Here is a 23,295-nt window from a genome sequence, read left to right as displayed (position 1 = left end):
CGGGCCGGCAGCGACCTCGCGCTGCTACACACTCACCAGACCGCGACGACGCCACGTCGCCCGATCAGATCCTCGAGGATCTGCTGCGGATGTTCGGAATCACCGCCGATGCGGCTCGCGACCTGTGCGCCGACCGTTACCCGACCTCGATCGAATCCCACGGACCGGTCCGGCAGCCTGATCACAACGATCTCGGCATCCGGTCACTCGACTGCAAACGGGATCACGGCGTCCAGCGACGTCCCCTCTCCGGCATAACTCACAATGTCGATCCGGCCGCCGAGTGCTTCGATACGATCTCGCAGGCCGATCAGCCCGGAACCGTTGGCCGGATCTGCACCGCCGACTCCGTCGTCGCGGATCGAGAGCTGGAGGCTGTCGCCGTCTGTGGTGACGCGCAGTGTCACCACGGTGGCGCGCGAGTGCCTGGCCGCGTTCGTCAGTGCCTCTGACACAGTGTAGTAGGCAGCGATTTCGACGGATTCGGACATGCGCGGGTCGAGGTTCAGGTCGAGGTCGACCGGGACGGCGGAGCGACGGGCGAGCGCCTTCAGCGCCGGGCCGAGCCCGCCCTTCGACAGGATCGCCGGATGGATCCCGCGGGAGATCTCACGCAGCTCCTCCGAGACGCCGACCAGGCCCTCCACGATGCCGGAGATCTGCGCTTCGAGCGCGGTCAGCTCAGGCGGCACCAAAGCCTCTGCTGTGCGGAGCCCGAGTCCCAGTGAGACGAGGCGCTGTTGCGCACCGTCGTGTAGATCGCGTTCGATACGGCGCCGCGTCTCGTCGGCCGCCGCGACAATTCGCGCGCGGGATGCGGTGAGTTCCGCGCGGGCCTCGGCATTCGCGATAGCAGTCGCGGCGAGATCTGCGAACTCGGCGAGACGTTCCTCGGTGTCGGCCGGCAGGTACTCACGTTGCGACGATCCCGCGACGACCACGCCCCACAAGCGCCCGTCGACGGCGATCGGCGCCCCGACCCCCGAACGCAGACCCAACTCACGGATGCGTGCGGCGGACGAGCCGGCCGCGCCGTCGTGGCTGTCCATGCGGGCGGTGTCCCCAGTGCGCAGCACCATTGCCGCAATGTTCTCACCATCCAGTGTGAACCGCTCGCCGACCGGCATCTTGGGTAATCCGGGCTCGTCGCGGGCCGCGACGAGGATGCTCGAGCCGTCGGGCCGGTAGCGAAGCAGGGAAGCGTTGACGACGCCCACGCAATGCGCCGACTCTTCCGCGACCGCGGAGAACACCTCCGACGACGTCGCACCACGCGCGACCAGGGTAGCGACCCGCCGCAGCGCGGCTTGCTGCTCGGCGATGTGATCGGCCCGCCTGCGTCGGCGCTCCGCCTCGATGGCGTGCGATCGGGCCATTACCGCAAGGGTATTGGCCAACAGTGCAACGACCAGGAAGACCGCGATTGCCACGCCGTTCGAGGCCTCGGTCGGGCTGAAGTGCGCAGGCCAGGTACGGAAGTAGTCGAAGGCGATCGCACTGGCCACCGATGTCGTCACCGCCAGCCCGAGTCCCCACCCCGTCGAGACCACCAGGACCCCCAGCAGATAGACCACGCCGAAGGAGTCGCCAGGGGCGACCTGCTTGAGCCACAGGACCAGAGCCGACTCCGCCGCAATGGCGAAGGCCGCAACCGCGACGCCGAGCAGCAGGGGCGGGGTCGACGGGCGCATCGACAACGAAAGCAAACGCGTACGCATGGATAATGGCTCCGCATCGGTGTCTCGGCGTGCGGGTATCGCAGCTGGCGTGGATACTGGCCAGCCGCGCACGACCTCAGACCGTTTCCACTTCATGACCCAGCGCTCACATCGGTCACCGACAGGCTCGGACGCGTCCCGAATTTCGATCTCAATACTAACCGGGGGCACCGGCGAACCTTTGGCGAGCTGGCAGCACCTATCCTGCTAGGGCGATCCGTGCCCGACTTCCCGTCCGGCGTGCTCAGAGGACGAGCCGCGACGGCGGTGACCACCGAGGCGATGTCGTCACCTCCATGGCTCCCGGCGACAGCGCCACCAACGCGGCAGCAGGCGTCGCACGCATCGGATAGCGCGCGATCGGGGCGCCCATCGTTCCGGTGCCCAGTACGGCGACATTTCGTGGACGCCCGGCCATCACACACCCACCGGAGACGGCCCGGAGACCGGCGTGGCCCACGCCATGATCTTGTCGATCTCGTCGAGGTCGGCGCCCTTCGTGGCTATCACAAGCCCGTCGCGGTCGCGGACGAGTTCGCTGCCCAACGCCTTGCCCAGAATCCGTTCGGACGCGCCGAAGCCGTACGCCTGCGCGGTGTCGAAGAAATTGACACCCAGGTCGCGGGCGTGGCGGATCGCGGCGATCGCCGCATCCTCGTCGAAACGACCCACTCGCCGCCGAGTTGCCATGTGGCGAAGGCAATTCGGGGACATGGAGTCCGCTCGCTCCCAAAGTTGCTGTCTTCATATCGCTCTCCGAATTTCGATAGGCCCGTGTTGTCCACTGTTGCTCTCCGGCAGGCGCTTGTCGCCACCGCCAGAGCACCCATCGACAATTCCCGCCGCCAGCGATCCGAGCCTTCCAACCAGCTGTAAATGCCCGCCGGAACCGAGCAAGACGCCACCGTGCCGTGCGACTGTCGCGGCCTAGATTTGCAGCTGGCGGTAATGCACACCGACAGCGAGTTCGGCAGACTACGGTCATGAAGTCACAGTTGCGCTGCCTGATCGTCGATGACAGCGCGTATTTCCTGGACGCTGCTCGCAGCCTTTTGCAGCAGCAAGGCATCTCGGTCGTCGGTGTGGCCTCCACATGCGCCGAGGCGGTCCAGCGCGGCGGGGAGCTTCGACCCGATGTCGCCCTGGTCGACATCGATCTCGGTAGGGAGTGCGGCTTCGACATCGCCGAGCGGCTCGATCCGAACATTCCGGTGATATTAGTCTCCGCCCACGCCCAGCAGGACTTCGCGGAAATGATCGAGCAGAGCCCGGCGGTCGGCTTCCTGTCCAAGTCGGAACTGTCGTCTGACGCCATCCATGAGCTGCTCCGCGATCAGGGCTGGGGCGCGAGTCGGGTCAGCGCGACTCGAGGAAGGTGATCACCGCAAGCACCCGGCGGTGATCGTCTCCGGTCTCGGGCAGATTCAGTTTGGTCAGAATGCTGCGCACATGAAGGTCGTCGAGCCGGGCGAGCGCACCGTGATCATGGGTTCGCGAGTCGAGGTGTAGGGCGAGCATCCGCATCCACACGGTCGGTCGACACAGTGACAACGGCCCCTGCGGCGCATCGACGCCGGTGCCGTGTTCGCCAGAGCGTACCGATTATGGTGCCGCTGCCGTTGCGTACGACGTGGATGCGGCGTTGATCGGGGCGTCGTAGTCCAGCGTTGCCAGGAAGTCCGGCCAGGCACCCCAGTCTGCTTCGGACACGTGATCGGTGGAGTATTCGCGATGCTCGGCTCCGATGTCACGCAGTCGGGGAACTGCTGGCATGACATGCCGCTTAGTTGTCGTGTTGCAGTGCCTGCGCCATGCAACCCGGCCCGGGGAGGAATACGCGCGGTCGCGCTCGGCATGCCCACCTTCACCGCACTCGCCGGTCGAACAACATCCACATCGCCACCGAGGTGACGACACAGATCGCCCTGTCATGCCGAATTGAGTGCGATGTGGCCACATAGGGGCGGCCACATCGAAAGGAGGAGAGTTCACGGCTGGGTGGTGAGTCCCTCGAACGGACCGGCGTGGCTGTGCGCTGGAGGAGATTCTCGAGCTCCGGTCCGGTGGCGGAGAACTCCCCGCGGCGTGCTGCGTGGAATATGCCGAGCAGCATGTTCGCTTGATCCGCGGGTACACCGTGGCCGATCATTGTGGCCGTCCACGCGTTGTCGTCGGCGGCGACGCGGCGGATGGTGCGTCCGGTGAGTTCGGTGACGATGCCGGCGATGTCTGCGAGGTCGAGCGCGGCCGGTGCGGTCAGCGGCGGGGTCGGACCATCGAACCGGCCCTCGTCGGCGAGGATGATCGCTGCCGCTTCGGCGAGGTCGGCGTGCGTGGTCCAGGATACGGGCCCATCGGCCGGCGCGACGAGTTCGCCGGTCTCGAGCGCCCGGCCGAGCAGGTGCCGGATGGTGCTGGCGTAGAACCCGTTCCACAGCACCGCGAACATTGTGGAGTGCGCGGCGCAGCTCCTGCGTGAGCAGGGCGCAAGCGCGGTCACGACCCGGGTGGTCGCGCAGGCGGCCGGCACGCAGGCGCCGACCATCTATCGGTTCTTCCAGGACAAGGACGCGCTGCTCGACGCCGTTGCCGAACACGTCTTCGCCACCTACGTCGCCGGGAAGACACTCGTCGAGGACAGCGGCGACCCGGTTGCAGATCTTCAGGCGGGGTGGGACACGCATATTGGCTTCGGTCTCGCCAACCCAGCGCTATTCGGTCTCCTCACCGACCCCAGCCGTGGGGCTCGGTCCCCGACCTCGGAAAGACCGATGTGTCGAACACGCCGTCAAAGCCTTCGACCGCATCGACGTGCTGGTCAACAACGCCGGATACGGCTACCTCGCCGCCATCGAGGAAGGGGAGCCGCAGCAGGTGCGAAACCTGTTCGACGTCAACGTCTTCGGACTGACCGCTGTCATCCAGGAGGTGCTGCCCGTGCTGCCCGCCCAACGCAGTGGCCACATCATCAACATCTCCCCTGTCGGCGGCCTGGTCGCCTCGGCGCCACCGGCTACTACCACGCCACCGAGTTCGCGGTCGAAGGTCTGTCGGAGTCGCTGGCCCTCGAGGTCGCCCCGCTGGGCATCAAGGTCACCATCGTCGAACCTGGCGCGTTCGGCACCAATTGGTCCGGTCCGTCCATGCGGCAATCGGCGATCCATATCGACGATTACACCGAAACCGCGGGCAAGCGCCGCGAGTCCACGCTCGACACCTACGGCAGCCAGCCCGGCGACCCGGCCCGCGTGGCCGCGGCCATGCGCACCGTCGTCGCGGCCGAGCGTCCGCCGCTGCGTCTGCTGCTCGCCAATCCCGCGCGCGCCATGGTGGAAGCCAAGTTCGACGCGGTCCGCGCGGATTTCGATGCGTGGGAACATCTCACGCTCGGTTCGGTGTTCCCGCCTGATCGCTCAACGCGCGACAGCAGGCTGCCTGCCGTGTCAGCGTCGGTTCCCAGGCGCAGCCCGGCTGCGCCTGGTTATTTCTAGTTCTTCAGCACCTCGCGCAACCGCACTGCGAAGGCAGCGGGGTCTTCCACGAATCCGGTGTGTCCGCCGGGGAACAGTGCAGGCTCGACATGGAGGGTCTCGCTCAGCGCCCGCGATGTGCGATCGCACAGCTGCGCCGTCGAATCGGCGCCGATGCCGACGACGATCCGGGTGGCCGTCGCACGTAGCGCTTCCAAATCCGGCAGCCACGACGTCGAGCCGCGCAGCTCGTGCGCGAACCAGTAAGGGCCTGTAATTAAGTAACCCGTTATTGTTCGGATCCGGTTGTGGTGGCGTGGTATTGGATGACCGATTGGGCGTCGGCGAGGGTGATTCCTGTCGGCCCGGTGGTGTGTGCGGCCAGGTCGAGTAGAGGGCGGGTCTGCTGGATCGTTTTGTGGATGGATTGTTGGGTGACCTCGAACAGCGCGGCCAGGGCCCGTTGGCGTGTGGCGAACCGCAGGTGGAGCAGGGTGATGGCGACACGATCCTCGAGAGTGAGGACGGATTTGCGGCCGGTTCCGGGCGCGGCCCGGCGGGTGCCTCCGCGTCGTTGGTGCAGGTGGAGTTCGCGTTGAGCGTGACGGGTCACGGTCAAGTTGTTGATGAGCGCGTCCCACTGCGGGGGAGTCAGTCCGCTCAGCGTTGAGGCGTGTAGCCAGGCGGTGTCGGGTCGGGTCGGTTGGGTCGCGGTGTCGCCGTCGGCCATGGCGGGCCTGATGGGTTCGGGGCCGATGGTGTAGTTCCAGTCGCCGTGCCAGGCGTGGCGGGTGATCGGCACGGTGGCGAGTTGGTCGTCGGTGATCTTCACACCCTTCGGGTACTCACCCTGGTCGAGTCCGGCGTGGACCCGCAACCCGGTGCGGGTTGTGGTGGCCGCGATCGAGTTGACGACGACCTCGTGGCTGGTCAGGGGTTGTCCCCGCCAGTTCATCGAGATGTGGGAGAACAACCGGTGTTCGATGCTGTTCCATTTGGAGGTGCCGGGCGGGAAATGACAGACCGTGACCCTCAGGCCCGTCTCGGCCGCGAACCGGGCCAGTTCGGTTTTCCAGGCTCTGGTGCGGTAACCGTTGGAGCCCCCGGCGTCAGCGGTGATCAACAGCTCGGTAGCGCCGCGATAGGCAGCGGCACCGATACCGTGCCACCAGCGACGCACCGATTCCACGGCGAACGCGGCGGTGTCGTGGTCGGTGCCGACATTGACCCATCCCGTGTTGCTGGTCACGTCATAAACCCCGTAAGGCGAGACTTTGCCCAGGTCACCGGGAAAGTCGTGGTCGTTGACCTCGACCGGATACCCCTTGCGGCGCATCGTTTCACCGGCGTTCTTGTACTGCCCGATCAATGAGGTAGGCCGTCGGGCGTGACGCCAGCGGTGCTGGACTTGACCCGACGACCCCCTCCCGAACCGGACGTGCTCGCTTTCCGAGCATCACGGCTCTCCGGTGATTACTGCGTGGGTGGCGCGGTTGGTTGCCCGTTGTGGATCGTGGTGTGGCAGTGGGCGCAGACCACGAGGGTTTTCCTGCGCCGTTTGGCCATGAGTTGGTTCCACACGGGCTGCGGTTGTCCCGGTCTGTCGAGGTCGGCGAGCGCGCGGACGTGGTGGACATCCACCGTGCCGGTTTGCTTGCACAACTCGCAGCGTCCCGCCTGGAGCCGGGTCACCAGCTCTTTCCGGCGGACGGTGACCGGGCGCGGGATGCGATCGGTCAGGACCGCGTGTTTGTTGCGCCGCAGGGGAATCCCACCGAACCGTGCGATCAGTGGTCGACGGCCTTCGCGCTCAACGCTTGCTTCGAAGCACCTGCGTGGCCCGGAGGGTGTGGCGATGGTGGTCTTGTAACGGTCCGCCATCTTGGTCACCGTCGAGTTGTGTTTGCAGGCCAGCGTTTTGAGCATGGAGGTCTTCATCACCCATTCCAGCCGGTTCAGTCGATAGACGTCACCGGCCAGCAGGTAGTACTCCACCAATCCCCGATACTCCGCCCCATAGGTTCTGACGATCGTGTGGTCGTCCTCGTTGACCATCCGGTTGCGTCGCTCGGGTTTGCCGAGCTCGAGGAACGGGGCGCATTTGGCTTTGATCACATCACGGGGGACGCGCAGGCCGACAACGCCGTTCACGCTGCGGCCCTTGCCGCCGACCTTGTGGTCGGCGTGCTGGATGGTGATCTCGTAGCCGAGGAACCTGGCCGCGCCTGTCCGGGCGTGGGTGATCAGGGTCTTCTCGTGTGACAGTTCCAGTTTGAGTTCCTCACGCAGGAACGTCGCCAGACGAGTCTTGATTTCCTCTGCTTCAGCCTTGGGTCCGGTGAACCCGAGGAGGTGGTCGTCGCAGTACCGCACGTAGCGCAGTCGCCGGAACCCCGGGTCTGTCGGGTCCTTGCTCGGCAGTCTCCGCATCTGTTTGCGAAGCGCGCGGACCGCTGGGCGGTCCCCGCGCCGACGCATACGTGCGAGCTGTTTCGCCGCCTCATAATATTCAGGGTTGGATACCCTGCTGTCACCTCGGGTATATTCAGGGATAAGAACTTTCTCGACGAAACTGTCCAGCTTGTGCAGATAAATATTGGAGAGGATCGGGGAAGCAACCCCGCCCTGTGGTGCGCCACTCAACGTGGCGTGCCATATCCAATCTTCCAGGTATCCGGCTTGCAGCATGTTACGCAGCAACCGAAGGAAACGGCCATCGTGAATTCTTTCCGAGAGCACGGATAACACGATTTCGTGATCGAGCGATCCGAAGCAGTCGGCGATGTCGCCTTCAATGAACCATGTCGTGCCGGTCCAGCGACGCGTTATTTCCGACAATGCGATGTGACAGCCACGATTCGGCCGAAACCCATGCGACAGATCGGAGAACTGCGGCTCATAATACGCCTCCAAAAGCAGGCGGATCACTTCGCCGACAAGTTTATCCGACCAGGACGGCAGCCCCAGCGGCCTCTTCTTCCCATTCTTCTTGGGAATATAGGTGCGACGGACGGGCTTGAACCGGTAGCGCTCGTGACGCAACGCATCGATGATGCGTCCGATCTTGCCCAGGGACATGCCATCGACGGTCTCGCCGTCGGGTCCGGGCGTCATGGCCCCCTTGTTGGAATACAGACGCCCGTAGGCCAGCAGATACCACTGCGGGTTGAACAGTTGACGATAGAGTCGTTCCAGCGGCAGGCCGCGCCTTCCGCGTTCACGCAGGACACCCAGTACCGTTTCGGCTTCCCGCATCACGCGTACCTCCCGGCCCTCGGGTGTCCGATCACCTGGCCCAGCTGGGTAGGCCGTCGGCGAGGTGTCCGCGTGCGCGGCTCCTTTTCCGACGGCCCCCCTCCGAACCGGGCGTGCGACTTATGACCGCAGCCGGCTCTCCAGTGCCGTTTTCCTCGAATCCTGCCGGGTGGAACATCCGTTGTGGATGTCTTTGTGGCAGTCGCGACAGACGATAAGGGCTTTGCGGCGGCGTGATGCCATCTGCTTTGCCCAGTCGGGCTGCTCAGCCTCATTCTCCGAGGGGAGGTCGCTCAGTCGCCGAATGTGGTGCGCTTCGACGTCCGTGTATTTCTTGCAGAGTTCGCAGCGGCCGGTCATGAGCCGGTCGATGAGTTCTGCGGAGCGCTTCCTCCATACCGCCGGGAGTTCGTCTTTGAGGGTTACCCTCATGGTCCTGCGGGCCAACGATATTCCGCCCCACCGAGCGACCAGGGCTTTCTTTCCGTTCCCGCGTTCGACTTCGACCTGAAGTCCCCTTCGGGGACCGGCAGGCGTCTGCCAGGTGGACCGGTAACGGTTCCAGACCTTGGTGACGCTGATCTTGTTCTTATGTCCCAGCGTCTTGGTCAAAGACCGTTCCATAATCCATCTCAGCAGGCCGAGACGGTGCCGGTTGTAGGCCAGCTGGTAATACTCCGCGATGCCCCGGAGGCTTATTCATAAGCCTGTCCCGCAATCGGCTGTGGCATAGCAACTCTCGTGGCCTGTGTGGCCGGTGAGACGGTGATCGCACTGCTTGATACGTCGGCGCGTCGCAGCCGAATTGGCAACGGCCCTCATGTATCTCAGTTCGTGGAGTTACGAAGTCTACGAGCGAGAACGAGGGCCGTTGCGGTACAAGGCTATTACGGGGCTGACCGATGGGCAACTGACGGAACTGACTGCCCGGGTACACGAGACCGTCGGCGGGTTCGAGTCGGCCGGTCGCCCTTACGCGTTGAGCTTGTTCAGGTCTGTCGCTTTGGTGGTGTCGTTGATGCGCAGAAACCTCGTCCAGGATGTCGCGGGCGCGTTCTTCGGGATCAGTCAGTCCACGGTGAGCCGCCGCTGGGATCTGCTGCGACCGGTGATCGCTGACGTACTCGAAGAGTTCGTTCCCAACCCCCGCGACGTCATCGGAGTCGGGTCCGTGCTGGTGGACGGCACAATCTGCCCGACCTGGGACTGGTCGGCGATCCCGGACCTGTTCTCCGGAAAAACCCAGTATCCGGGGTTCAACATCCAGATCGCCGCCGACCTCGACGGCAGGCTCGTCGCGGTCGGCATGACGATCGTGCACGGCGCCCGACACGACGCGCACGCATACGCCGCCTCCGGACTCGCCGACCTTCTCGCCGAGATCGACACTGTCGCCGATTCCGGTTACGTCGGTGTCGACGGAATCGATCTGGTGCCCTACAAGAAACCTCCGGGCCGCGAACTGCACGAGAGCCAGGCCGCGTTCAATACCGCACTCTCCGGAATCCGGGCCGCGGTGGAGCGAGCCGTCGCTCACCTGAAGACCTGGCGCATGCTCAGCGAGGAAGGCGGCCGCTACCGCGCGCCAGTCCACAAATTCCCCTCTGCCCTGAAAACGATAGTCGCACTGCACTTTTTCGCGGAGGCTTATGAATAACGCTCCCGGAACTCCGCCTGATAGCGCGCGACGATCCGGAAGTCCGAATCGTGCGCACGCGCGAGCAGAGCAGCAGGTTTACCGCGGCGCAGATAGGGTTTGCGTTTTCCCCGCACGACATCCATCGGCACTTTCAGGCCGATCTGCCCGTTGATCGAGCGGTGACCGTTCCGATCGCGCTTGGCGTCGTTGTGGTGGACCACGATTTCGTAGCCGAGAAATCGAGCGGCCTGTGTCCGCCCGTGGGTGATCAGGGTCTTCGGCTCGGACAGTTCCAGCTTCAAACGATCCCGCAGGAACCTACCGACCTGTTCCTTGATCAATTCGGCTTCCCGCCGTGTTCCGGAGAATCCCAGCAACCAATCGTCGGCATAGCGGATATAGTGCAGCCGGCGGAAACCCGGATCATTCGGGTCATGAGAGGGAAGTTGTTGCAGCTGACGACGCAACTGCCGCGCTTCCTCCCGTTGACCACGTTTCTCCAGCTTCCATGCTGCCTTGTGCACCCGCATATACGGCAGATACGGCCTGCGCCGGGCTCCCCGGTTGAAGGCGGGCAGAAGTGTTGTCTCGACGTACTTGTCCAACCGGTCCAGATAGATGTTGGAGAGCAAAGGACTCAAAATACCCCCTTGCGGTGCGCCACTCAATGTTTCGTGGTAACGCCATTCCTCTAGATATCCAGCCTGGAGCAGTCCGTCGATCAACCGCAAGAAACGGTTGTCGTGAATGTCTTCGACCAGAATGGAGTGCAGCACCCCATGGTCGAGCCGGTCGAAACACTGGGAGATATCTCCCTCGACGAACCACGTCATACTGCGCCACGACTGCGATATTTCCGTCAGAGCGGTGTGACAGCCCTTCCCCGGCCGGAAGCCGTGAGAACGTTCGGAAAACTGCGGCTCGTAATACGCTTCCAACAGGGAACGGATCACTTCCTGCAACAGCTTATCCGACCACGACGGCAGACCCAGGGGTCGGCGTTTCTTCGGCGATCCTTTCTTGTCGATATATACACGCCTTACCGGGGACCACCGATAGCGCTCATACCGCAGCGCTTCGATGATCGCCTGAATCTTCTTCAGGCTCATGCCATCCACGGTCTCCTGATTAGAGCCGGGCGTCATGGAACCGTCGTTTCGGTAGATCTTGCCGTAGGCACGCAGATACAACTCCGGGTTGAACAAGTGCCGATACAATCTCTCCAGTGGCAATCCTCTCTTACCGCGTTCATGGATGATCTCCCTCAGGACTTCGGCTCTCTGCATTACGCATACCTCATCTATCCGGATAACCTCGACACCTGTGCCACTTGGCCCTGTGAACGGCTTTCCCGCTCTCCCTGGTGGGGCGTCACTCCCACGACTACTATTGGCACTCCGTCACCGTGGGGCTCGCGCCCGGTAGGTGATCCCGAATTCCTCTTGCGCTGGACGTATCGAGTGCGACGTAGGCGGCCCGTCCGTTCCCTTGAGTGAGCTCGTTGCCCACCGCCCACCAGCCGGAAGGGTTGGGGCGAAGCAAAGGGGATTCGCCTGATGCTGGTGGCTCCGCTCCGGGCGTTGTATGTCGGAGGATGCACATTTCCATCACCGGGAACTGGGCTTCAAACAGTCTGGTCTTCGCCATATCACACGGGTCTTGCGCGGCAGCACCATCAACGCCTTCACAATGCTCCACGCTTTCCCGCCATGCTGTTGTCCCCTCGCGCTTTCGCGTCCAGGTAAGACGGGTGACCCAAAGGGTCTGCTCCTTCCGAACCTCTACTCTCTGCGAGAGTGATCCAACGCCGAGTTAGACGGCGCAACTTCGCCCTGCGGACGGCTTTCCCGTCCTCCACGGTGGGGCGTTACTCCCACGACTACTACTGGGCCTCTGTCGCCATAGGGCACATGGCACGTGCCCGTTAGGCGATCCCACGTTCGTCCTTGCCATACGTCATAGAGCGATTTAGGTGCCCCGTTCATCCCCTTGAATTCCCTCATTGGGAATCGCTCCGCACCACGGAGGCTGTACCGGATAGGAGCTGACTCCGATACACGGTGCGGCGCCGGTTTCAGGTACTTTTCCGACGGACGAGAAGTTGCGTCTTCCGGGGATTGGGGTTCAGGCAGTTCAGCTTTCACCGTGTCGCTCGGGTCCCGCAGCGCCCCGTTCCTCGTACCTGGACACGGCCGCTGCTTCTCTGGCATGCTACGGTTCCCTTTTCCTTTCGGATCCAGGTGAGCCATCAGACCCAGGAATATTCCTCCGAATTCCTCCCAGCTGAACTAGGAATATGACAAGGCGCTTCGTGGCGCACACTCCTTCTTTTTGGTGTCGACACTGACGACCGGTTGCCCGTCGGCCTGATGAGCCTTGACTTGGTCGTTGATATACCGGAACTGGGCATCGCGATCCGGGTTCTGCTTGCCTTCCAACGTTTTCGCGTTGGCCTGCAAACTGAAACCCAACGCCCGCAACAGATTCCCCACCAAATCGGCCGCGGCCGGGTGCCCCCGAGCGGTCAACTCGTCGGCAAGGTTGCGGGTCGAACGGATCGTCCACCGCAACGGCGACATCGGATCACCCCGCATATCGGGCTCCACCAACTCCAACAACGCCGCGACCAGCCCCTCATCAACCTCGGTCGCGGGCTTGCGGCCGCCCCCGACCCGACGGGCCCGCTCCAACGGAGCCTCCCCGGACTCCAACTCCTTCGCCCCCAGCGACACCGTCGCCTCCCGCACCCCCGCCGCCCGGGCGACCAACCGACCCCCACCCCGCCCGAACATGCGAGCATCCGCACCCAGAAGCAACCGGCGCTGCCGCTCATCCAGATGCGGAAACAACACCTCATACTTGAACGCGAGGTCATCGACGGTCACCACGAAATCACCCATACCACAACATCTTCCAAAATCTTGGGATGTTACGGATTAATTAATTACAGGCCCTAACTCTCACTCGCCCGTTGCCGCGGCTCGCGCTCGCCGCCGAAAATCTGCGCGAGCATCGGCTCCGGCATCTGAATGTTGGCCTGTGCCATGAATTTTCTCCATGCGCCCAGCACGTCGCCGCCCTGGTAGGTGGCGATGAGGTCTTCGGTTTCCGCGTGCAGTTTCGTGCGGTCGTCGAGCAGGTCGAGCAGCGGCGGCTCGTGCGCGACGACCGTGGTGACCAGGTTCGGTCGATCTTGGGCGAGGGCCAGCACGGTGACTGCTCCGCCGCTGGAGCCGAATACCACGGCCGGGCCCGCATTCACCTCGGTGATGAGGCGGGCGAGGTCGTCGCCACGCTGATGCGGGTTCGAGTCCTGTTCCGGGTCATCGAGCACGCTGCCCTGGTGCCCGCGCGGGTCGGTGGTGAGCACCGTGTGGTCGGTGGCGAGCAGATCCGCCAGCGGCGCGAAGGCGGCCGCGTCCATTTGTGGTCCTTGGTGTTCGTGTGTGTCGACCGGGCGCGCGGCGAGAACGGCCTTGGGGACCAGCGGAGCAGCCAGTAACGCTAAGCACTTGATCTTGGGCTTCTAGCACAGGTGATCGGTGCAGTGCGGGGGTTCGGCGGAAGGTCCCCGATGGCTGGTGGGGGATGGCTACGGTCCGCCGCATGCCGGTGGAATTTCTGACTGATGAGCAGGCTGAGGCGTATGGGAAGTTCGCTGAGGAGCCTACGAAGCCCGAGTTGGAGCGGTTCTTCTTCCTTGACGACGAGGACCTGAAGCTGATCGCGAAGCGGCGCGGTGACCACAATCGTCTCGGCTTCGCTCTCCAGATGTGCACGGTGCGGTACATCGGGCTGTTCCTGGAGGACCCCCTCGCGGTGCCGTGGCCGGTCGTCGAGCATCTGGCCGAGCAGCTGGGGATCGGGGACGTCTCCCAGATCAAGCGGTATACCGAGCGCAGGCCGACGCCGTACGAGCATGCGTGGGAGATACGTGACGCGTACGGCTACCACCCGTACGAGGACCACGACCAGGGCCGGAAGTTCCGGGCGTTCCTGCACGGCAGGGCGTGGACGGCGCACGCGGAGGGGCCGAAGGCTCTGTTCGATCACGCGGTGGGCTGGCTGCGCCGTAACCGGGTGCTCCTGCCGGGGGTGAGTGTGCTGGCCCGGCAGGTCGCCGAGGTCCGCGGCGTCGCGGACAAGCGGCTGCACGCCACGGTCGCCAGGGCGGCCCGGCGGGCGGACCCGGCTCTGCCCGGCGACCTGGTCGCCACGCTGAAGACGCCGGAGGGGAAACGGCATTCGGAGCTGGAGCGGATGCGTCGGCCGCCGACGCGGACCACTGGCACCGCGATGAAGGGCGCGTTGCAGCGGGTCGAGGACATCGCCGCCTTCCAGCTGGGCCGCCTCAGGCTGGAGCAGGTTCCGCCGAACCGGCTGTCCGCGCTGGCCCGGTACGGGCTGGGCACCAAGGCGCCGAAGCTGGAGCGGACCCCGGAGCCCAAGCGCACGGCGATGCTTACCGCGGTGATGCGCCACCTGGAGGCGAAGGCGATCGACGACGCGCTGGACCTTTTCGAGATCCTGATGGCCACCCGGCTGATCAGCTCCGCGAGGCGGTCCACGGACAAGCAGCGCCTGTTCACGCTGCCGCAGTTGGAGAAGGCGGCACGGATCACCGCCCGGGTCTCGAAGGCGATCATCGAGGAGCTGGAGCTCATCGAGGCGAGCGGCTGCGATGTTGACGTGGCTGCGCTGTGGCGGGCCTTGGAGGAGGTCGCGCCCCGGGCCGCGCTCTCCAGCGCGGCGGCCACGGTGGTGAGCCTGGTGCCGGAGGACGACGGCACGGCGGAGACTGCGCTGCGTGGGGCGCTGGCGCTGCGCTACAACACCGTCAAGCCGTTCCTGTCGCTGCGAGTCGAAGGCGCTGGATGCGGCGCCCGCCGGAAGACGGATCCTCACCGGTGTGCAGCGGCTCCCGGCCCTCTCCCGGCGGAAGGTGGGCGAGAAGCCGCTGCTGCCGCGTGAGGTCGACGACAAGCTGGTGCCGGTGCACTGGCGCAAGGCGGTGTACGCGAACGCGGAGCTGCCGCAGGGGGCGGTGGACCGGGATGCGTACGTGGTGTGTGTGCTGGAGCAGCTGTTCGGCGCGCTGAGGCGTCGCGACATCTTCGCCTCGCCCTCGCACCGCTGGTCCGATCCGCGAGCCCGGCTGCTTCAGGGCAAGGGGTGGGAGGCGGTGCGCGAGGACGTCCTTGCGGGCCTGAGCCTGGACGAGGACGCCGAACAGCACCTTCGGGAACTGGTCGCTGTGCTGGACGCGACGTGGAAGCAGATGGCCGAGCGGCTTCAGGAGGCGGGCGCCGACGCGAAGATCAGCATCGAGGTGCAGCCGAACGGGCGGGCGAAGCTGAACGTGGAGAAGCTCCATGCGCTCGGTGAGCCGAAGTCGCTGAAGTGGCTGCGCGAGCGGGTCGAGAAGATGCTTCCGAAGATCGACCTGCCGGACCTGCTGTTCGAGGTGTACTCATGGACCGGGTTCCTGGACGCTTTCGTGCATCTGGGCGACGGCAGAACCCGGATGAGGGACCTGACCACCTCGGTCGTCGCCCTGCTGGTGAGCGAGGCGTGCAACATCGGGATGACCCCGGTCATCAACCCGAACCACGAGGCTCTGACCCGCTCACGGCTGGTCCACGTCGACCAGTACTACCTGCGCGCGGACACCCTCGCCGCGGCGAACGCGGCCCTGATCGCCGCCCAGGCCCAGGTGCCCATCGTCGAACACTGGGGAAAGGGGCTGCTTGCGTCCGTCGACGGCCTGCGGTTCGTCGTCCCCGTCCGGACCATCAACGCCGCCCCCTCACCCAAGTACTTCGCGAAGAAGACCGGCATCACCTGGCTGAACGCGATCAATGACCAGGTCATTGGCATCGGGCAGATGGTGGTGCCCGGGACCCCGCGCGACTCCCTGTTCATCCTGGACGCGCTGCTGAACCTGGACGGCGGGGTGAAGCCGGAGATGGTCGCCACCGACAACGCCTCCTACTCCGACATGGTGTTCGGCATCTTCAAGCTGCTCGGCTACCGCTTCTCCCCGCGCTTCAAGGACCTCGAAGACCAGCGGTTCTGGAAGGCCGAGATGCCCGGCGCCGAGACGGCCGGCGGGTACGGGCCGCTGGAGGCGATCGCGCGGAACAAGGTGAACGTGAAGAAGGTGATCACGCACTGGCCGGACATGCTGAGGGTCGCCGGCTCCCTGGTCACCAACCAGGTCCGCGCCTACGACCTGCTGCGGATGTTCGGCCGCGAGGGGCATCCCGCCCCGTTGGGGCAGGCGTTCGCCGAGTACGGGCGCATCGCCAAGACCCTGCACCTGCTCGCCGTCGTCGACCCGGTGGACGATACCTACCGCCGCCAGATGCACAAGCAGCTCACCGTCCAGGAATCCCGCCACAAGCTCGCCCGCGACATCTGCCACGGCAAGAAGGGCACCATCCACCAGGCGTACCGGGACGGGATGGAGGACCAGCTAGGGGCGCTGGGGCTAGTGCTGAACGCCGTGGTCCTGTGGACAACACGCTACATCGACGCCGCTGTCGCCCAGCTCCGCGCCGAGGGCCACGAGATCAGGGACCAGGACATCGCCCGTCTGTCCCCGCTCAAGCACAAGAACCTCAACTGCCTTGGCCGCTACAGCTTCACCGCCTCTCAGCCAGTCCAGGGGCTGCGGCCTCTACGCGACCCGGACACTGCCGACCTCGACGATGACGACGACGGCCAGGACGAGTGAGCGCCGCATCCGCCGTCCGGGGCGGGTCGTTGTACTCAGGGAAGCCCGCTGCCGACCGGCATGGGCAGGATGCAGAGATCGCGGCAGCTGCGGCAGCGAGTATCGGATGAGGCTCGGTCGCCCGGGCCTATATCAGACTGCGTCGCGGGTCGACCTGGGATCTGCCGCCGCGAACGTGCCCCGTCCCCGCATCCCGGCGGAAACCGCCGGCCGAGCGACCACGCAGAGACCATGACCGAAGTCCACGACTCCCAGGCCTTCACCGGCTTCCGGGTAGAGGCCGGCCATGCTTCCGGGCCCGGCCCCGACTGTGATGGGGCCCTCTGTGGGATTGCTGCCACGGACTTTTCCGTCAAGGTCCAACGTATTTGCCGTTCGCGGGGGCGGCTGTACAGGGATCCGGACGACAGCTGTGACGCGTGCGTCACGGGCCGCCGTCCGGAGGGTCGCCGTTTCTAGGCGGCGATGCGATGGGCTATGGCCTTGGCCGTGGAGGCTGCGTCTTCAAATGCCCGCTGGCGGGAGGCCTCGAAGAGGGGGATCAGCTCGGACATCGCCGGGTTGTGTACGGCCATCGTGAGCTCCGGGACGATGAAGTTCACGTCCAGGGCGAGCGCGTCGGCCAGAACGGCCGTGAGGTAGTTCTGCACGTATTCGTAGCCCTCGCGGGGCGTGCCCGGGGCGTAGGAGCCGCCGCGGCTGGCGACGACGGTGACGGGGGTGCCCTTGAGCTTGGAGTTTTCCACGGCGGCGGTGCGGCCGACGAGGACGATGTTGTCGAGCCACGCCTTGAGGGTGGAGGGGATCGAGTAGTTGTACATCGGGGCACCGATCAGTACGGCGTCGGCATTCTCCAGTTCGTCGATCAGCGTCAGGCGGTGGGCGAAGGCGTCGGCCTGGGCGGGGGTGTGCGCGGCCGGATCGGTCTGGCCGGCGGTGTGGGCGTCGGCGGTGAGGTGCGGTACGGGGTTCGTGGCGAGGTCACGGTGGACGACCGTGCCCTCGGGGTGGTGCTCCTGCCAGGTCTGGCGGAAGGCGGCGGTCACGGCGCGGGAGGAGGAGACGTCGCCGGGGAACAGCGAGGAATCGAGGTGCAGAAGAGTGGCCATGGGATGTTCCTCAGGTGTCTACGGGGTGCGGGAAGCAGGTACGGACGAACGGTCAGGGTGCACGCGGAGAGGTGATCGCGCGATCACCCGGCCGGGTTTGCCGGGCGGAGGATGAGCTGTGGCGCCGCGGATTCCGGCCCTGGTCAGGAGGCGAGGACGAGAGTGACGGCGGCAGCGATCGCGATGATGGTGAGGATGGCGGGTGCCATCGCGTTACCGCGGGTCTCGGGGTTGGCGTAGTCGCCGGACTTGGCGTGGAAGCCGATGGCTCCGACGAGCACGGCTGCGAATCCCAGAGCGGCGGCAACGCCGATGGGCTGCCAGAAGAGACCGGCGAGGAGCCCTGCGGCTGCGGCCAGCTCGGCCAGCCCGATGAACCGGACCAGCGGGGCGCTGAGGCCTCCCGGAGACTGCAACTGGGCTGGGATGTTGCCCTTGAGCAGGGCTTTCGGTAGTCCGGCGGCCAGCCCGACAACGGCGAGCAGCACGCTCAGCACGGCGGCGAAGACAAACACGGGTCATGCCTTTCTGGAGAGTGATCGGACCGCCTGAGCTGTGAGGAACCGGCGTCCGTGGAGGATGGGTGTTCCGGCGGATTTCGCTGCTCACGCACGAGCGTTGCTGAAGTGCGGTCTCATCGATGGAGAGCGCTGCGGCGCGGCGGCCTGGAAGCGGGCCGGCTGCCGCGGTGGCGGCCGGTGACGGGCAGACGCTGAGGCGGGACGGCTCGTCGGGGCTGGCCGTGCCGCCATGGGAGGCGGAACGCGGCCAATCAGGTGAGCGGCTGTTCGGTGAAGTTCCTGAGCACCAGTGCGCTGGGAACTTCGATGAGGCGTCCGCCTTCGTCGATCCTGCCGAGTTCCACCGCCGACAGGCCGAGCGTGCGGGCGAGCTCAGCGATCCGGGAGCTGGCCTCCCCGGAGTCGCTGGAGACGAAGACCACGCGCTTGCCCTGGCCGGAGGGCACTTCGGCGGCGAGCGTCTGGGCGGGAAGCTGGTTGAAGGCCTTCACGATCTGTGCGCCGGGCAGGACTTCGGCCGCGTACTGCGAGGAGAGCCGGCCCTTGAGGATGTCGCCGGCGTTGGGCGCGTAGTGCGCGTTGGTGGTGTCGACGACGATCTTCCCGTTCCAGTCGGGCAGGGAGTTGCCGAACGCCTCGACCGCGCCGAACGGGATGGCCATGAAGATGACGTCGCTCGCCAGTGCCTCGGTGAGCGTCACGGCCCGGACCGTGGAGCCCAGGGAAGCGGCGAGTGCACTGATCGAGCCCGGTCCGCGCGTGTTGGCGATGTTTACCCCGACTCCGGCCCTGGCGAAGAGGCGCGCCAGCGCCGAACCGATGTTTCCGCTGCCCACGATGGCGTAGCGGGTGTCTGCAGACATGCGTGTTTCCCGTTCTAGTCGATTGCTGAGGGCTGGCGAGACGGCAGAGCGGCTTCGCCGTCCGGCTACCGTCGCCGCGTTCCTTTCGGGCACGGCACCGGCCTCCGCCAACCAATTTGGTTGAGGTGTTAACCAAATCGTACGCATGGACTAGTTAACATGTCAACCAAAGCGGTAGGGTGGCCTTCATGGACGAACCGCGATGGCTGGACGAGCGTGAACAGCGGGCTTGGCGCAGTCTCATGAAGATGCAGGCCGGCCTGTCCGAATACATCGAGCGGCAGCTGCGCACCCACAGCGGGCTGTCCACCGCCGACTACCAGGTGCTGGCGCACCTGTCCGAGGCGCCCGAAGGACGCCTGAGATCATTCGCACTCGGAGATGCGCTGCAATGGGAGAAGAGTCGCCTGTCGCAGCACCTGACCCGCATGCAGAACCGAAACCTCATCCGCCGCGAGCGTTGTGCCACCGATCAGCGGGGGGCCGTCGTGGTCATCACCGAACAGGGCCGCACCCTCATCGAGACAGCCGCTCCGCTCCACCTGGCTGACGTGCGCAATGTGCTGATCGACCACATGACCCCCGCGCAGATGGACCTTCTCAGCGAATTGGGAGGCCAGGTGGAGGCGCGACTCGCCGAGATCGACCAAAAGCCGGCATGAGTCCTTACGCCGGCCGGGACGGCTTCCGCCGACCGTGCCGCCAGTGTCCCGCCCAGGGCGCCGACGAGGACCCCGGCAATGCGCGAACCCCCTGCTCCAGCACTCCGATCCAACGAAGACGGACTATGCGGGTCGACGAGCCCCGCCTTCAGAAAACGAACGTTTTCTGAAGATCACCGTTTCGAGATCGAAAAGAACCCGGAGCCCTTCAAAAACCCCTTCAAAAACCTGGGCCATTCAAGAACCCCGGACCACCGTTTTCTGACATGATCCGGGGGCATGAGTGACCCCCTAAAGCCGTCCGGCCACCCCGAACTCCTCGTCGCCGAGCCGCTGGTGCGCACTGAGATCAAGATCGGGTACGCCCGGGTGTCGAGCGGCGGGCAGAAGCTCGACCGGCAGATCGATGCCCTTGCTGCCGCCGGGTGCCGGAAGATCTTCGCGGACAAGAAGTCCGGCAAGACCGCGCTCCGCCCGGAGCTGAAGGCGTGCCATGCCTTCCTCGACGCCGGCGACACCCTCGTGGTCCCCTCGCTCGACCGCTACGGCCGCAGCCTCCAGGACCTCATCAACATGGTCGCCGAACTCCGCGACCGGGGCATCGGCTTCACCTCGCTCCACGAGAACCTCGACACCACCACTCCCGGCGGACGGCTCGTCTTCCACGTCTTCGCCGCCCTCGCCGAGTTCATCCGCGAACTCATCGTCCAGGGCACCCGCGAGGGCCTGGCCGCCGCCCGCGCCCGCGGCCGAGTCGGCGGACGCCCCACCGTCGCCACCGAGGAAGTCATCCGCGCCGCCCGTGACCTCCTGCCCGACGCCGGACGCTCCATCACCTCGATCGCCAAGCTCCTCGGCGTGAGCCCCGGCACGCTCTACAACCACATTCCCGACCTCGCCGAACTGCGCGCGTCGGCACGGGCGGAGATCAACGCATGACCGCGACGCCCACCCACGTCTACGTGGTGACGCACAGTGCCACTCAGGTTGGGAAGGTCGGGATCGCCAGCCTGGACTCCTCGCGGATCGCTCAGCACCGGAGCCAGAGCTGGCGCCTGTACCGCGCGGTGCTGCTCCCCTCCCGGGAGGCTGCGCGGCAGGTGGAACGGTCCGTCTTGCGGCGGCTCAAAGCCGACGGGGTGGGTGCGCGCATGCCGGCGGACCGCATGCCGCAGGGCGGCCAGAGTGAAACCGTGAACCTCGACGAGGTACCGGCGGCGGACCTGTGGGACAGGGTGGTTGCGGCGGCCCGCGATGTGCAAGCTCAGGCAGACACGTCCCGGGTGGTGCTGTTCCTCGCCCGCGCGGACGGCGTCCGCGTCCTGGTCGTCGGGACAGACGAGCCGCTTGGCCCGTCCAAGGGAAGCCCCGAGTGCGCAGCCGGGGAAGAACTTGCCGCTGACGGATGGCTGGTGTGCGCAGCGAACATGACTTCGGCGGCGGCGGACGCCGCTCTGCGCGGTCTCAGAAGATGGGCGGCCACGGCTGGTGTGACCGAATCCGAGGCGATGCGCACGGCCGACTGGCCGGTGCCGCTGCTCCGCAACACCTACGAGTTGAACGGCCCAGCGGAGGAGGAGTTCAGTCAAGCGCGCATAGCAGTAGGGGTTCCGCTGCACCCAATCTTCGCCGACGCTCCGGACGAGGACGACTGACCGGAGTCCGAAGCCAAGATCAAGTGCTTAGCGTTACTGGCTGTTCTGTTGGTCCCCAAGGCCGGAGAACTCATCGGTCGCGGGCGTGTCGCGGCGACAATCGCACTTGCGCCTAGGATCACTAGGTTTTATCCTAATTACCCTAGGTATGGAGGTGACATGTCCCCACGCGCCGGTCTCACGGCAGACAAGATCGTCCTCGCCGCGGCCGATCTCGCCGACGAGGTCGGCTTCGACAACATCACCGTGTCCGCCCTGGCACGGAAGTTCGACGTCAAAGACGCGAGCCTGTATTCCCACATCAAAAGCATCAAAGACCTGCGCGGTCGGGTGGCAATGCTGGCCGCCGAGGAGAAGACCGACCTGATCGCCGCGGCGGTCGCCGGTCGGGCCGGCCGGGACGCGCTCGCTGCGTTCGCCCACGGCTGGCGGAAGTACGCGCTGGAGCATCCGGGCCGCTACGCGGCGACGCAGCTGCCACTGGATCCCGCCGTGGCCGAGGTGTGGCCGGGCTGGCGGCGCGGCATCGGCCTGACCTACGGGATGCTGCGCGCCTACGGCCTCGACGAACCCGACCTCACCGACGCGGTTCGCCTGCTGCGCAGCACCTTCCACGGCTACACGAACCTCGAGGCGACCGGTGGTTTCGGGCACTCCCGACCCACTGCGGCCTCCTGGGAACGCATCATCGACGCCCTGCACGTCGCACTCGAGCAGTGGCCGTCGACCGCTAACGAGGAGAAGAAATGAGAAGCGACACCCTGCAGGTCCCCGGCGCGACCATCTATTACGAGGTGCGCGGCAGCGGCCCGGTGTTGCTGTTGCTGCCGGGCAGCGGTGGTGACGCCGCTGTCTTCGATCCGATCGCCGACACCCTCGCCGAACATTTCACCGTCGTCGCCATCGATCCGCGCGGCTACTCCCACAGCACACTCGACAACCCGGAACGCGGGGACCTGCTGATGGAGGCGATGAGCGACGACGCCTACCGAATCCTCGAACACCTCACTCCCGCAGGCGAAGACGCGCATGTATTCGGCGGCAGCGGCGGTGCGGTCGTCGCGCTCGATCTGCTCGCCCGGCACCCCGGGCGGCTGCGGCTGGTCATCGCCCACGAACCCCCGACATTCCAGGTGCTGCCCGACGCGGCGGACCATCGAGCCTTCGTCGACGAGGTCTACGAGGTCTTCCGCACCCAGGGTCCCGCGGCCGCGGGCGCTCGTTTCGAGGCCGGCATCGGCGGCACCATGAAGGGTTTGCCCGACCCCGACTCGCTGTCGCCGCGCACCGGGGCCATGGTCCGCAGGCTGATGGCCAACGGCCCCTTGATGATTGAACACGAATTGCGGCCGGTCACCTCGTACCTGCCCGACGAGGCCGCGCTCGCAACGGTTTCCGATCGTCTCGTGCTCGGCGCGAGCGAACTGACCCGGGGGCAACTCCCGCACCGCCCGGCCGCGGCCCTCGCCGAGAACCTGGGCATTCCGCTGACCATATTCCCCGGCGGCCATAGCGGATTCACCGACGAGCCGGTCGATTTCGTCGATCTCATGCTGGACCTGCTCCTCGCTGCCCGCGTCGGCACGCGCTGACATCGGCGTACTCGCGCCGATGCGTGCCGGTGCCGGAGACAAACATCCCATGCGTTCCGACACAGGCCGCCGGAT

The 23,295-nt window shown here is 65.7% G+C and carries 21 protein-coding genes and 7 pseudogenes; 11 read left to right on the top strand and 17 right to left on the bottom strand.

Translation table 11 applies throughout. From position 1 onward, the window contains the following. Positions 1 to 32 precede the first annotated feature (32 nt). The 3 genes and pseudogenes from ACV7NQ_RS40345 to ACV7NQ_RS40335 form a co-directional block, all read right to left on the bottom strand. The gene (locus ACV7NQ_RS40345) at positions 33 to 161 is read right to left on the bottom strand and encodes a hypothetical protein (protein WP_463364306.1); all 129 of its coding nucleotides are present in this window, start codon (positions 159 to 161) and stop codon (positions 33 to 35) included. 42 nt (positions 162 to 203) lie between these two features. Then, positions 204 to 1,718, bottom strand: a complete 1,515-nt coding sequence (locus ACV7NQ_RS40340) for a sensor histidine kinase (RefSeq protein WP_463364305.1) — start codon at positions 1,716 to 1,718, stop codon at positions 204 to 206. 492 nt (positions 1,719 to 2,210) lie between these two features. Beyond that, a pseudogene (locus ACV7NQ_RS40335) lies at positions 2,211 to 2,466 on the bottom strand (aldo/keto reductase); the annotation flags it as partial. 235 nt (positions 2,467 to 2,701) lie between these two features. Between ACV7NQ_RS40335 and ACV7NQ_RS40330 the strand changes: the two are divergent. Beyond that, on the top strand, positions 2,702 to 3,097 hold the full coding sequence (locus ACV7NQ_RS40330) for a response regulator (RefSeq protein ID WP_463364304.1): 396 nt from the start codon (positions 2,702 to 2,704) through the stop codon (positions 3,095 to 3,097). Here ACV7NQ_RS40330 and ACV7NQ_RS40325 read toward each other — a convergent pair. The 3 genes and pseudogenes from ACV7NQ_RS40325 to ACV7NQ_RS40315 all read right to left on the bottom strand — a co-directional run. Continuing rightward, a pseudogene (locus tag ACV7NQ_RS40325) lies at positions 3,075 to 3,170 on the bottom strand (DNA-binding response regulator); the annotation flags it as partial. The gene ACV7NQ_RS40330 and the pseudogene ACV7NQ_RS40325 sit on opposite strands and share 23 nt — an antisense overlap. A gap of 150 nt (positions 3,171 to 3,320) precedes the next feature. Next, positions 3,321 to 3,491 carry a hypothetical protein gene (locus ACV7NQ_RS40320; protein ID WP_463364303.1) on the bottom strand — a complete coding sequence of 57 codons (171 nt, stop codon included), beginning with the start codon at positions 3,489 to 3,491 and terminating at the stop codon, positions 3,321 to 3,323. Positions 3,492 to 3,582: 91 nt separating this feature from the next. Continuing rightward, on the bottom strand, positions 3,583 to 4,158 hold the full coding sequence (locus ACV7NQ_RS40315; RefSeq protein WP_463364302.1) for a Rossmann-fold NAD(P)-binding domain-containing protein: 576 nt from the start codon (positions 4,156 to 4,158) through the stop codon (positions 3,583 to 3,585). A gap of 10 nt (positions 4,159 to 4,168) precedes the next feature. Between ACV7NQ_RS40315 and ACV7NQ_RS40310 the strand changes: the two are divergent. From ACV7NQ_RS40310 to ACV7NQ_RS40300, 3 genes and pseudogenes are all read left to right on the top strand, one after another. Beyond that, positions 4,169 to 4,294, top strand: a pseudogene (locus ACV7NQ_RS40310) (helix-turn-helix domain-containing protein); the annotation flags it as partial. 10 nt (positions 4,295 to 4,304) lie between these two features. Continuing rightward, positions 4,305 to 4,661: pseudogene (locus ACV7NQ_RS40305) on the top strand (SDR family NAD(P)-dependent oxidoreductase); the annotation flags it as partial. Continuing rightward, the gene (locus ACV7NQ_RS40300) at positions 4,550 to 5,209 is read left to right on the top strand and encodes an SDR family NAD(P)-dependent oxidoreductase (RefSeq protein ID WP_463366003.1); all 660 of its coding nucleotides are present in this window, start codon (positions 4,550 to 4,552) and stop codon (positions 5,207 to 5,209) included. The pseudogene ACV7NQ_RS40305 and the gene ACV7NQ_RS40300, both read left to right, overlap by 112 nt. On the opposite strand, the gene ACV7NQ_RS40295 is transcribed toward ACV7NQ_RS40300, so the two are convergent. From ACV7NQ_RS40295 to ACV7NQ_RS40275, 5 genes and pseudogenes are all read right to left on the bottom strand, one after another. After that, complete coding sequence (locus tag ACV7NQ_RS40295; protein ID WP_463364301.1) at positions 5,206 to 5,406, bottom strand: hypothetical protein; 201 nt, start codon at positions 5,404 to 5,406, stop codon at positions 5,206 to 5,208. The genes ACV7NQ_RS40300 and ACV7NQ_RS40295 overlap by 4 nt on opposite strands. A 71-nt stretch (positions 5,407 to 5,477) precedes the next feature. Next, positions 5,478 to 5,918 carry a transposase family protein gene (locus ACV7NQ_RS40290; protein WP_463366002.1) on the bottom strand — a complete coding sequence of 147 codons (441 nt, stop codon included), beginning with the start codon at positions 5,916 to 5,918 and terminating at the stop codon, positions 5,478 to 5,480. 15 nt (positions 5,919 to 5,933) lie between these two features. After that, positions 5,934 to 6,557 (bottom strand): annotated as a pseudogene (locus ACV7NQ_RS40285) (ISAzo13 family transposase); the annotation flags it as partial. Positions 6,558 to 6,661: 104 nt separating this feature from the next. Continuing rightward, the gene (locus tag ACV7NQ_RS40280; RefSeq protein ID WP_463364300.1) at positions 6,662 to 8,443 is read right to left on the bottom strand and encodes a reverse transcriptase/maturase family protein; all 1,782 of its coding nucleotides are present in this window, start codon (positions 8,441 to 8,443) and stop codon (positions 6,662 to 6,664) included. Between the two features lie 120 nt (positions 8,444 to 8,563). Beyond that, positions 8,564 to 9,127 carry an HNH endonuclease gene (locus tag ACV7NQ_RS40275; protein WP_463366001.1) on the bottom strand — a complete coding sequence of 188 codons (564 nt, stop codon included), beginning with the start codon at positions 9,125 to 9,127 and terminating at the stop codon, positions 8,564 to 8,566. 136 nt (positions 9,128 to 9,263) lie between these two features. Here ACV7NQ_RS40275 and ACV7NQ_RS40270 point away from each other — a divergent pair, with 136 nt between their 5' ends. Further along, complete coding sequence (locus ACV7NQ_RS40270) at positions 9,264 to 10,100, top strand: transposase family protein (protein WP_463358528.1); 837 nt, start codon at positions 9,264 to 9,266, stop codon at positions 10,098 to 10,100. On the opposite strand, the gene ACV7NQ_RS40265 is transcribed toward ACV7NQ_RS40270, so the two are convergent. The 3 genes and pseudogenes from ACV7NQ_RS40265 to ACV7NQ_RS40255 all read right to left on the bottom strand — a co-directional run bounded on the left by ACV7NQ_RS40265 (position 10,091) and on the right by ACV7NQ_RS40255 (position 13,506). Beyond that, on the bottom strand, positions 10,091 to 11,287 hold the full coding sequence (locus ACV7NQ_RS40265; protein WP_463364299.1) for a reverse transcriptase/maturase family protein: 1,197 nt from the start codon (positions 11,285 to 11,287) through the stop codon (positions 10,091 to 10,093). The two genes, ACV7NQ_RS40270 and ACV7NQ_RS40265, sit on opposite strands and share 10 nt — an antisense overlap. A gap of 1,116 nt (positions 11,288 to 12,403) precedes the next feature. Beyond that, a pseudogene (locus ACV7NQ_RS40260) lies at positions 12,404 to 12,982 on the bottom strand (ISAzo13 family transposase); the annotation flags it as partial. A gap of 53 nt (positions 12,983 to 13,035) precedes the next feature. After that, positions 13,036 to 13,506, bottom strand: a complete 471-nt coding sequence (locus ACV7NQ_RS40255) for an alpha/beta fold hydrolase (RefSeq protein WP_463364298.1) — start codon at positions 13,504 to 13,506, stop codon at positions 13,036 to 13,038. A gap of 182 nt (positions 13,507 to 13,688) precedes the next feature. Between ACV7NQ_RS40255 and ACV7NQ_RS40250 the strand changes: the two are divergent. Continuing rightward, positions 13,689 to 16,818, top strand: a pseudogene (locus ACV7NQ_RS40250) (Tn3 family transposase). A 455-nt stretch (positions 16,819 to 17,273) separates the two neighbouring features. Here the strand turns inward: ACV7NQ_RS40250 and ACV7NQ_RS40245 are convergent. The 3 genes from ACV7NQ_RS40245 to ACV7NQ_RS40235 form a co-directional block, all read right to left on the bottom strand. Beyond that, on the bottom strand, positions 17,274 to 17,927 hold the full coding sequence (locus tag ACV7NQ_RS40245) for an FMN-dependent NADH-azoreductase (protein ID WP_463364297.1): 654 nt from the start codon (positions 17,925 to 17,927) through the stop codon (positions 17,274 to 17,276). Positions 17,928 to 18,070: 143 nt separating this feature from the next. Continuing rightward, entirely contained in the window at positions 18,071 to 18,442 is a 372-nt protein-coding gene (locus ACV7NQ_RS40240) for a DoxX family protein (RefSeq protein ID WP_463364296.1), read from the bottom strand. Between the two features lie 257 nt (positions 18,443 to 18,699). Continuing rightward, on the bottom strand, positions 18,700 to 19,311 hold the full coding sequence (locus ACV7NQ_RS40235; RefSeq protein ID WP_463364295.1) for an NADPH-dependent F420 reductase: 612 nt from the start codon (positions 19,309 to 19,311) through the stop codon (positions 18,700 to 18,702). 188 nt (positions 19,312 to 19,499) lie between these two features. Between ACV7NQ_RS40235 and ACV7NQ_RS40230 the strand changes: the two genes are divergently transcribed. From ACV7NQ_RS40230 to ACV7NQ_RS40210, 5 genes are all read left to right on the top strand, one after another. Next, the gene (locus tag ACV7NQ_RS40230) at positions 19,500 to 19,973 is read left to right on the top strand and encodes a MarR family winged helix-turn-helix transcriptional regulator (protein WP_463364294.1); all 474 of its coding nucleotides are present in this window, start codon (positions 19,500 to 19,502) and stop codon (positions 19,971 to 19,973) included. Between the two features lie 279 nt (positions 19,974 to 20,252). After that, positions 20,253 to 20,912 carry a recombinase family protein gene (locus ACV7NQ_RS40225; protein ID WP_463364293.1) on the top strand — a complete coding sequence of 220 codons (660 nt, stop codon included), beginning with the start codon at positions 20,253 to 20,255 and terminating at the stop codon, positions 20,910 to 20,912. Beyond that, on the top strand, positions 20,909 to 21,628 hold the full coding sequence (locus ACV7NQ_RS40220; protein ID WP_463364292.1) for a hypothetical protein: 720 nt from the start codon (positions 20,909 to 20,911) through the stop codon (positions 21,626 to 21,628). Before ACV7NQ_RS40225 ends, ACV7NQ_RS40220 begins: the two co-directional genes overlap by 4 nt. Positions 21,629 to 21,787: 159 nt before the next feature. Continuing rightward, positions 21,788 to 22,378: a TetR/AcrR family transcriptional regulator gene (locus ACV7NQ_RS40215; protein WP_463364291.1), complete on the top strand. Its 591-nt coding sequence runs from the start codon at positions 21,788 to 21,790 to the stop codon at positions 22,376 to 22,378. Continuing rightward, positions 22,375 to 23,220, top strand: a complete 846-nt coding sequence (locus ACV7NQ_RS40210; protein ID WP_463364290.1) for an alpha/beta hydrolase — start codon at positions 22,375 to 22,377, stop codon at positions 23,218 to 23,220. Before ACV7NQ_RS40215 ends, ACV7NQ_RS40210 begins: the two co-directional genes overlap by 4 nt. Positions 23,221 to 23,295: the final 75 nt, after the last annotated feature.

It is taken from the genome of Nocardia sp. Tas62D01 (genome assembly GCF_055232035.1).
The sequence above is the reverse complement of the archived record's forward strand: the minus strand, read 5'-3'. Positions and strand labels throughout refer to the sequence as shown.

Excerpts from the sequence above, each read along its gene's own strand:
- ACV7NQ_RS40340 (WP_463364305.1), bottom strand. The coding sequence starts at position 1,718 with ATGCGTACGCGTTTGCTTTCGTTGTCGATGCGCCCGTCGACCCCGCCC.
- ACV7NQ_RS40330 (WP_463364304.1), top strand. The coding sequence starts at position 2,702 with ATGAAGTCACAGTTGCGCTGCCTGATCGTCGATGACAGCGCGTATTTC.
- ACV7NQ_RS40320 (WP_463364303.1), bottom strand. The coding sequence starts at position 3,491 with ATGCCAGCAGTTCCCCGACTGCGTGACATCGGAGCCGAGCATCGCGAA.
- ACV7NQ_RS40290 (WP_463366002.1), bottom strand. The coding sequence starts at position 5,918 with ATGGCCGACGGCGACACCGCGACCCAACCGACCCGACCCGACACCGCC.
- ACV7NQ_RS40280 (WP_463364300.1), bottom strand. The coding sequence starts at position 8,443 with ATGCGGGAAGCCGAAACGGTACTGGGTGTCCTGCGTGAACGCGGAAGG.
- ACV7NQ_RS40270 (WP_463358528.1), top strand. The coding sequence starts at position 9,264 with ATGTATCTCAGTTCGTGGAGTTACGAAGTCTACGAGCGAGAACGAGGG.
- ACV7NQ_RS40255 (WP_463364298.1), bottom strand. The coding sequence starts at position 13,506 with ATGGACGCGGCCGCCTTCGCGCCGCTGGCGGATCTGCTCGCCACCGAC.
- ACV7NQ_RS40245 (WP_463364297.1), bottom strand. The coding sequence starts at position 17,927 with ATGGCCACTCTTCTGCACCTCGATTCCTCGCTGTTCCCCGGCGACGTC.
- ACV7NQ_RS40235 (WP_463364295.1), bottom strand. The coding sequence starts at position 19,311 with ATGTCTGCAGACACCCGCTACGCCATCGTGGGCAGCGGAAACATCGGT.
- ACV7NQ_RS40230 (WP_463364294.1), top strand. The coding sequence starts at position 19,500 with ATGGACGAACCGCGATGGCTGGACGAGCGTGAACAGCGGGCTTGGCGC.
- ACV7NQ_RS40225 (WP_463364293.1), top strand. The coding sequence starts at position 20,253 with ATGAGTGACCCCCTAAAGCCGTCCGGCCACCCCGAACTCCTCGTCGCC.
- ACV7NQ_RS40220 (WP_463364292.1), top strand. The coding sequence starts at position 20,909 with ATGACCGCGACGCCCACCCACGTCTACGTGGTGACGCACAGTGCCACT.
- ACV7NQ_RS40215 (WP_463364291.1), top strand. The coding sequence starts at position 21,788 with ATGTCCCCACGCGCCGGTCTCACGGCAGACAAGATCGTCCTCGCCGCG.
- ACV7NQ_RS40210 (WP_463364290.1), top strand. The coding sequence starts at position 22,375 with ATGAGAAGCGACACCCTGCAGGTCCCCGGCGCGACCATCTATTACGAG.